Consider the following 8600-nt stretch of genomic DNA (forward strand, 5'->3'; position numbering starts at 1 on the left):
CAACCGCGGGGGTCGCGGTGGACGAGGCGCGCGGCGGCGGCGGCGGCGCCTTGGGAGGCACGGGCGCGGCGGACGAAGTCGGCGCCGCGGCGAGCGCGGTGCCGCCGGGGAGCGGCGGCGGGACGGCGCGTTTTTTCCCGAGGGTCTGCTCGAGCGGCGCGGCCGAGGTGAGGACGTCGTCGTCTTCGATCAGGGCCGGGACGCGCGGTCGCGCGAGGGAGGCGCTCGACTCGCCCGTCGCCGTCTTGCGTCGCTGCGCGGGCTCTTCCCCGCGAGGCACGTTCGCGTTCTGCGGATCCCCCTCCGACCAGGGATCGAGGATCGGCGAGCGGAGCGGGACCTTTCGTTGCTGCGCGGCGGCCTTGCCCGGCCCGGGTGGAGGCGTGGAGGTCGATCGCGCGGCCGTCGCGGCCATCGGCGGCGGCGTGACCGAGCGAGGCGGAGGCCGCACCGAAGGCGGGCGCGACGGCGGCGCGAGGGGGTCCCCCTCCGGAAGCGGCGGCGGGACAGGCGAGACGGGCGGCGGGAGCGGCGCCGCGACGCTCGGCGCGGGAGACGCCACGAAGGGCGCGGCCGGCGGAAGCACGGAGGGCGGAGGCGGCGGCCGCAAGGAGCCAGGAGACGGCGCGGTCTGCGCGGAGAGCGGAGGGAGCGGCGGCGGCGCCATCGTGGGCGGCCGCATGGTGTTGGGTACGGCGGAAGGAGGCTGCGGCGTCGTGGCTTGTGGTGGCGGCACGGGCGGCGGCGCCATCGGCGGGAGCGGCGCCGCGGCTTGCGCGGGCGGCGCTGGGGGAGGCGCCGGCGGCGCGATCGCGGGCCTCACGTGCGCGGGCGGAGGCGTGCCGGTGTTGGGATCGAACTCGATGTCGAACGAGGGCAGCGGCGCGCGGGGCGCGGGCGGCACGTCGGGCGCAGCGGCGAGCGCGTCTTCGAGCTCCTGGGCGTACATCCCGAGCTCCGAGGCGCGGAAGACGTTGCCCGAGGACTCGGCGGCTTCCGCGGCGCGGCGGAGCCACACGACGGCGTCTTTCCGCTCACCACGCGCCCACAACGTTTTCGCAGTCGACAACCCCCAGACGACATCCTCCGCGTCGTCGGGGCGCGGATCGGGAAGCGTCACCGAAAGCTCGGCCATGACCAGACCACCCCTATCACAGGCCGTTTCTGGTCGGTGCGGGAAGTGCCGAACCTTGGATCGCGTAGAGGCGGCCGTCCTCTGCGCCGGCATACAGGACCCCGCCCGGGCCGAGGACGAGCGGGGCGTCGACGTCGCCGGTCAAGGGGACCGTGAAGAGGCGCGATCCGCGGGAATCCAGCGCGTAGACCTGGTCGTCGGCCGCGCCGAAATAGAGGCGGCCTTGGGCGTCGACGAGGGGTCCGCCGTGGACGCCGAGCTCACGGGGGCCACCCTCCCGGATTCGAAAGGCAAACCGCTCGGCGCCGCTCGTCGGATCCAGGGCGACAATGCCCGGCCTCGGGCCGTACACTCCCGCGATCACGCTCCCGTCGAGGCCGAGCGAGAGCCCTCCGCGGACGAACCCGCCGACGTCCGCGCGAAACCGGAGCGCGCCGCCCTTCTCGAACGCGAAGACGTGTCCGCCGTCGGTGCCGACGAAGATCGCGCCGTCGTCACCGACGAGCGGGGCGCAGTCGACATCGGCGCCGAGATCACGGCGGAAGACTCGCGCGCCGGCGAGCGTGAACGCGTGGAGGTGATCGTCCTGCGCGCCGACGTAGATCGTGCCGTCGTCGTCGATCGCGGGCGAGCCGTAGATCTTGCGCTGCAAGCGGATGCGCGTGCGCAGCGATCCGCTCGGGCGGATCACGTAGAGCGAGGTGCCGGCGGCGATCACGATCGATCCGTCGGGCGCTTCGGCCGGCGCGGTGTCCGCGTCCCCGTCGACGAGGAGCTGCCAGAGGATGCGGCCATCCGAGAGGCGCACGGCGACGATGCGATCGGCGTCCGAGCCGAGGACGGCGTGATCACCGGTGACGAGCGGGCTCGCGTAGATGCGATCGCCGAGGTGGATCTTCCAGCGGAGATCGCCGGCGGGCGAGAGGCGCGCGAGCGCTCCGCCGAGCGACGCGACGAGGAGGTCGCCGCCTTCGAGGAGGGCAGGCATCGCGGCGATGGAGGCGGCGGCTTCGTGGAGGATGGTGGCGGTGGGGAGAGCGCGCGGGCCGTGGAAGGGGCTTCGATGCCGGCGCTTGGCGTCACCGCGGAAGGTGCGGCTCGGCGGGCCTTTCACCACGACCTCGGGCGGCGGAGGCGGAGGAGGCGGCGGGAAGGCCTCGGCGAGGCGGAGCGCTGGATCGAGGATCGCGTGTTCGGTCGAGCGCGCGGTGAGGAGCGTGTCGGGCGCGCGTCCTGCGAAGAGCGCAGAGCCGATCGTCGCTGCGGCCGCGGACGCGAGGAGCGGCCCCGGCTTGATCTTCACCGCGCGCGACGACCGCTACCCCGCGACGAACCGTTGCGCTTCTCGACGACGCGGCTCTTCGCCGGGCTCGCGCCGTTCAGACCCGACGCACCATGCGCGCCGTTCGTGGCCGCGGCGTGCACGCCGTTCACGCCGTTCGTGACCGCGCCGTTCACGCCGTTCGTGTAGCCGTGCTCCACGCAGCGACGCAGCATCTCTTCTTTGCCGGCGAGCGACACCGACTCACCGGGCATGCGCCGCGCGAGCCATGCGATCAGCGTGAGCCCCGCTTCCCGAGCGACGGGCGGCAACGAGTTTTCCCGCAGGAGGCTCGTGATCTGGCCGATGAGCCGTGTGCGCTCTTCTTCGCACGCCATCTCGAACGGTTTCTCTAGCACGCGGGGACGGAAAACAAATACCGATCAGAGGGGCGCGATCAGCACCTCACGGTCCTTCGCTCCGTTCGCAGGACCGACGATCCCACGCTTTTCCATGGCCTCGACGATTTTTGCGGCACGGTTGTATCCGACCCCGAGCTTGCGCTGGATCCACGAGGTCGAGCAGCGCCGCGTCTCGGCCACGATCCGTACGGCAGCGTCGTACATGGGATCGTTCTCCGCGTCGTTCGTGTCCGCCTCCTGGCCCTCTTCGTCGCGCGGCTTGAGGATCGCTTCGTCGTAGACGGGCTCTCCCTGGAGGCGCAGGAAGTCCGTGATGCGCTGCACCTCTTCCTCGCTCGCGAAGGGGCACTGCACGCGGCGCGTGTCCGTGGCGCCGTTCATCTTCACGAGCATGTCGCCGCGGCCGAGCAGGTGCTCGGCGCCCTGCTCGTCGAGGATCGTGCGGCTGTCGACCTTCTGCGCCACGCGGAACGCGATGCGCGTCGGGAAGTTCGCCTTGATCATGCCCGTGATCACGTCGACGCTCGGGCGCTGCGTCGCGAGGATGACGTGCATGCCCGCCGCGCGCGCCTTCTGCGCGAGACGCGCGACGCTGGCCTCCACGTCCTTGCCCTGCTGCATCATGAGGTCGGCGAACTCGTCGACGACGATCACGATGAACGGGATCTTCTCCGGCAAGGCCACGTCGGTTCCGTCCTTCGCGGCGTCGACCTCGACCTCGAGCCCGTCGACCGAGATCGCGGCGACCTTCTTCGGCCGCGGGGGCTTGGCCTCGCCGCGCTGCACCTTCTCGACCCACGCGTTGTACGTGCCGATGTTCTTCGTGCCCGCGTTCGCGAAGAGCTGGTAGCGCCGCTCCATCTCGTCGACGGCCCACTTGAGCGCGTTCGCCGCCTGCTTCATGTCCGTCACGACCGGAAGCAGCATGTGCGGGATGCGATCGAAGGGCGCGAGCTCGACGACCTTCGGATCGATCATGAGCATGCGCAGCTCGTCCGGCGTCTTGCGGAAGAGCAAGCTCACGAGCATGACGTTGAGCCCGACGCTCTTGCCCGCGCCGGTCGCGCCCGCGACGATCACGTGCGGCATGGACGCGAGGTCGGCGAAGTAGGGCGCGCCGATGATGTCGCGGCCGAGCACGCAAGGCAGCGGCGCCTTCATCTCCTGGAAGCGGCGATCCTCGACGAGCTCGCGCAGCGAGACGGGCATGCGTCGCTCGTTCGGCAGCTCGAAGCCGATGCGGTTCTTGCCCGGGATCGGCGCGATGATGCGCACCTTGCGCGAGAGGCCGAGCGCGAGGTCGTCGGCGAGGCTCGCGACCTTCGAGACCTTCGTGCCCGCGGCCGGCGCGACCTCGAACGTGGTGACGGTCGGGCCCGGGTGGATCTCCTCGACCTTGCCGCTCACGCCGTAGTCCGCGAGCGTCTTTTCGAGGAGCGCGGCGCTCTCGCGGAGCTGGTCTTCGTCGATGTCGAAGCGATCGCCGGGCGAAGGCGGCTCGAGCATGTCCGTCGTGGGCAAGCGGAAGCCCTTGCCCACGGCAGGCACGACCTTGACGACCTCGGGCGCGCGCGCGGCCGGCTGCGGCGCGGGCGCGACAGGCGCGGCGACCGCGACGGGCGCGATGGGCTTGGCCGGCGCGACGGCGCTCGGGGGCGTCACAGGCTTGGCGGCGAGCTTCGGCGCCTCGACCCTTGCAGGCGCGATCGGGCTCTCGTCGATCGCCTCTTCCGGCTCGTCCTCGCTCACGGGCGCTTCGCGTTCGAAGTAGCGCTCGTCCTCGTCGACCGTTTCGTCCGTTTCCTCCTCGTCGTCGTCGACCTCGTCCACGACCGCAGGCTCGGGCGTGGGCGTGGGCGGCGGAGGCGGAGGCGCGGGCGGCGTCTTCGGCTCGATCGTGCGCGCCTTCGTGATCGCCTTGGGCGCTTGTGCCTTCGGCGGAGCGACGGGCGGCGTCGGCGTGGCGGCAGCGTCGAAGAACGACTCGCCCGCGGCCATGTCGGAGACGGCCACGATCGCCACGGGATCCGCGGGCGGCGCGAAGATCGCGGGGCCCGACGATTCCTTGACGGTCGAAACGATCGGCGCGGGCAGAGGCGCAGCGGGCGCGACAGGCGCAGCAGGCGCGATGGGGGCAGGCGCGATCGCAGCGGGCGCAGCAGGCGCAACAGGCGCAATCGCCGAAGGTGCAGGCGCAGCCGTCGCCGCAGGCGTGATCGTTCGCGCCGCCTCGATCGGAGCCGCCGCCGTGTTCGTCACGATCACCGCCGCCGGCGCCGCGTTCTCCTTCGCCTCCTCGTCCCCCGACGCAGCCGCGGCCTTTCCGGCCTGCGCGCGCCGCTTGCGCTGCTGCGGCTTCGGCGCATCCGCCTCCACGAGCGCGCTCGCGATCACGCCGCCGTCGTTCCACGCGCCCGAAAGCGCCGGCTCGGACGCGCCCTTCGCGATCACCACGTTCATCGCGTCGGGCGTCGCTTCCTTCTTGATCTCGTCGCCGTCGTCGCCGGCCGTCAGCGCCGCGATGATCGCGTCCGCCGCGGGCGTCGCCACGATCTTCGCGTCCGCCGCGCGCTCGGCCTTCTCGTCCTTCGTGCTCGCGCGCTCGATCTCGCGCGCCTTCTGCCATGCCGACGCGAGCGCGCGCAGGCCGAACGCGCCCTTCTCGCCGGCCGTCTCGAGCGATCGCCGCATGCGCGCCACGAGCTCGATGAACGAGAACGTCGCGCGCTGGACCAGGATCAACGACACGACCGTGAGGCCGATGATGTACGAGCCGATCGCCGAGAACAGCGATCGCATCACCTCGCCGAAGAGCTCGCCCACGGCGCCGCCGAGCGGCATCGCGCCGAACGACGTGGCGATCGGGAACGCCACGTGCGCGAGCGCCGCCAGGATCACCACGACCACGATGTCGCCGCCGAACCGCTGCACGCTCGCGCGCGACGGCCTGCCCCCGAGCAGCGGCGCCGACAGCGCCACGAGCTCGATCGGAAGCGCCCACGCGACGACGCCCACCGTGCTCGCGAAGAACTCCGCGAACGCCGCGCCCACGGGCCCGACCCAGTCCGGCCCCACGACCTCCGGACGCAGCGGATCTCCTCGGAACGAAGCCAGCGCGAGCGACGTGTAAAGCGCGGACGCGAGCAGCACGAGCGCCGCCGCCTCCCGCGCATACGTGTGGCGCGCCGACGCGGCCGTCGCCGCGGACGCACCCTCGCCCTCGCCCCCCCGGCCTCCGCCCCCACGTGGCTTTTTCGTGGGCGACGAAACAGTTTCACCGGGACCGGGGGCGGTCTGCACACGACGCGGAGCGAAGAGGGGAACGGTCATGGCCTACCTGAACCTACCTTGCCTACATATTCCCACTCTTCCTTCTATGCAAGTCCCTGGAGGCGAAGCCGGCGAGACGCGCCGAATTCGTGTTCGGGAGCACGGAGGTTCCTTTTCATCGGCGCGGCGCGGCGAAGGCGCGCCTTTGTTAAGGACCCGAAATTCTTTGAGCCTGGGACGCCCCGAGCGGTACCATCGCCGCCATTCCCAAGGACAGCATGCGAAGCGTTGATGGAGCAGGGCCGCGACCCAAGACCGCGAGGGTTCTCGCGACGTGCCTCGTGGCCTTGGGCATGGGGCTCGTGTCGAGCGGTTGCCGCGTCGACGACAACGACATCCACCGCTGGGAAAACACGGCCCACGGCCCCAAAAAGCTCTGCGCCGTGCTGCTGTACGACAAGTACGACACCTCGCTCCGCGTCGAGAGCGCGCTCGCGCTGATCCGCATGAAGCCGCGATCCGGCAGGCGCCTCGCCTTCACCCAGATCGACGGCGAGGATCCGCCGGAGAACGAGGCCTGCAAAGGCAGCCTCGTCGACGTGCTCTCGGGCCTGCGCGTCGAGGCGCAAGCGCCGATCGTGTCGCAGCTCGTCTCCTCGATCATCGTGGAGCTGAAGCGCCCGCCGCCCGTCGCCCAGCCGGGACAGCCGGCGCCCGCGGACGGATCGTTTCCGTACAAGGACGCAGCTTACGCGATGCTCGTCGCGGACAAGCCGCCGCTCCTCACGGACGAAGGCCTGAAGCAGACGCTGCGCGGCGCGCTCGTCGAGTGGGCGATGGCGGACTTCGAACGTCGCCTCGAAGCGCGCGGCCAGGCCTACGGGATGGAGCAGCTCCTGCGCGTGATCGGGGCGGAAGCCGTCGTCGGGCTGCCGAAGCTCATGACGAAGGACGCGCGCAAGCTCGACTCCATGGCCTCGCTCGTGGCGGAGCTCGGCGACGCGAAGACGAAGGAAGGCGCGTCGGCGGCGCTCGTCGAGGTCGCGAAGTGGATCCTCTCGGACGACTGGACGAAGGTGCGCACGCTCGAGCTCAAGGACTCGAACGCGGCGCAGAAGCTCACGCCGACCGAGGAGCAGTTCAAGAAGCAGACGGAGTCGCTCCAGGACGACGAGCTCATCAAGGTCTTCGCCTCGATGCGCAGGGTCGGCCAGAGGCCCGTGGTCGAGCACCTGCTTGGCTTCGCGGCGCGCAAGGATCAGAGCGAGAAACGAAGGCAAACCGCGCTCGCCGCGCTCGAAGGGCACCTCAAGAAGGACAACCCCGACGACGTCAAGCGGATCCTCGAGATCGCGGGCAGCGACGCGCCCGACGTGGTGCTGGATCAAGCCTTCCGCCGCATCGGCGAGCTGCCGCGCGACGCCGTCGTCGAGAAGCTCTACGCCCTGTTCAAGACCGACAAGTGGAAGGTGCGCCGCGCCGCCGCGACGACGGTGCTGAAAATGTCGACGGTGAAGGACGTGGGCGAGTTCCTCGGGAAGCTGCCGGACGACAAAAACTTCGCCCTCGGCGAGGCGCTCACGTATGGCGCTTATATGGGCGAGCTCAAGGAGGGCACGCCCCTCGACGCGCTGAAGAAATACTTCGGCGCTGGATCACCCGCAGCGCGGACGACTGCGATCGCGTATTATTTCACGTACGGCACGTCGGCGGACGTATCCGCCCTGTCCTCGCTGGAGACGGACGAAGGCAGGGCCCCGAAGTGCGACAGCGACCCCGATTGCAAATGGGTCTGCGATGTCCCGAAAGAGGGCAGCCCGGAGCGCGAGCAGAAAGAGATCAAGACGATCGGCGAGTTCGTCCGCCACTGCGTCGTGCCGGCCATGAAAGAGCGCAAGCCCGAAGCTGCCAAGGAGCAAAAGAAATGAGCGGCACCGCACGCATCGACGAGCAGCCTTCGTAGAGCGTGCAGGTCGACATCTCGGAGGATCGGCATTCCGGATCCTCAGGACGGCCCCGGAACCATCGACGACGATCAGGGAACAATGTCGGACCCGAACAAGAAGAGCGCAAGGTCATTCCAGTGCCGCGACGTCCTCTGGGAGACGTTCGAACAGATGGCACGCGAGCTGGAGTGCTCGATCGACTACCTCATCAATGAGTCGATGAAGCAGTACGCGCGGCAGCGTAGCTACAGCCCGCGTACACCGTTCCCCGGCGCGGTCCGCAGCGAGTCGGCCCCGGGGAGCGGCAGCCCGATGTCGACGCCCGGGATCCCCGCGCCGCCGCCGTCGCCGCCGCCGGGCTACCCGCCGGCCCCGGGCCCCACCACCGGCGTCTCGATGCCCGCGGCGTACAGCTCGGCCCCGATCGGCGCCGGCATGCCACCCGCACCGCCCCCGATGGTCGGCGCCCCGGCACAGCCGCCCGCGCCGCCGCCGATGCTTGGCGCGCCGCCCGCGCCGCCCCCGTCCATGATGGGTGGCCCCGGCGCGCCGCCCGCGCCCCCGCC

General features: G+C 70.9%; 4 protein-coding genes and 2 pseudogenes. 2 read left to right on the forward strand and 4 right to left on the reverse strand.

Annotated features, from left to right (window positions below; translation table 11 throughout):
- The 4 genes and pseudogenes from QHF85_RS49055 to QHF85_RS49070 all read right to left on the reverse strand — a co-directional run.
- Positions 1-1135 (reverse strand): annotated as a pseudogene (locus QHF85_RS49055) (hypothetical protein); the annotation flags it as partial.
- Between the two features lie 16 nt (positions 1136-1151).
- A complete protein-coding gene (locus tag QHF85_RS49060; protein ID WP_281334466.1) occupies positions 1152-2438 on the reverse strand; it encodes a PQQ-binding-like beta-propeller repeat protein in 1287 nt (428 codons plus the stop codon).
- Positions 2435-2794, reverse strand: a complete 360-nt coding sequence (locus tag QHF85_RS49065) for a hypothetical protein (RefSeq protein WP_281334467.1) — start codon at positions 2792-2794, stop codon at positions 2435-2437. Before QHF85_RS49065 ends, QHF85_RS49060 begins: the two co-directional genes overlap by 4 nt.
- A gap of 45 nt (positions 2795-2839) precedes the next feature.
- A complete protein-coding gene (locus QHF85_RS49070; protein WP_281334468.1) occupies positions 2840-6148 on the reverse strand; it encodes a DNA translocase FtsK 4TM domain-containing protein in 3309 nt (1102 codons plus the stop codon).
- A 281-nt stretch (positions 6149-6429) separates the two neighbouring features.
- On the opposite strand from QHF85_RS49070, the gene QHF85_RS49075 reads away from it, so the two are divergent.
- The gene (locus QHF85_RS49075) at positions 6430-8016 is read left to right on the forward strand and encodes a HEAT repeat domain-containing protein (protein ID WP_281334469.1); all 1587 of its coding nucleotides are present in this window, start codon (positions 6430-6432) and stop codon (positions 8014-8016) included.
- Positions 8017-8133: 117 nt separating this feature from the next.
- A pseudogene (locus tag QHF85_RS49080) lies at positions 8134-8600 on the forward strand (hypothetical protein); the annotation flags it as partial.

Source organism: Polyangium sp. 6x1, from assembly GCF_029946515.1.
In the GTDB taxonomy this organism is placed as follows: domain Bacteria; phylum Myxococcota_A; class Polyangia; order Polyangiales; family Polyangiaceae; genus Polyangium.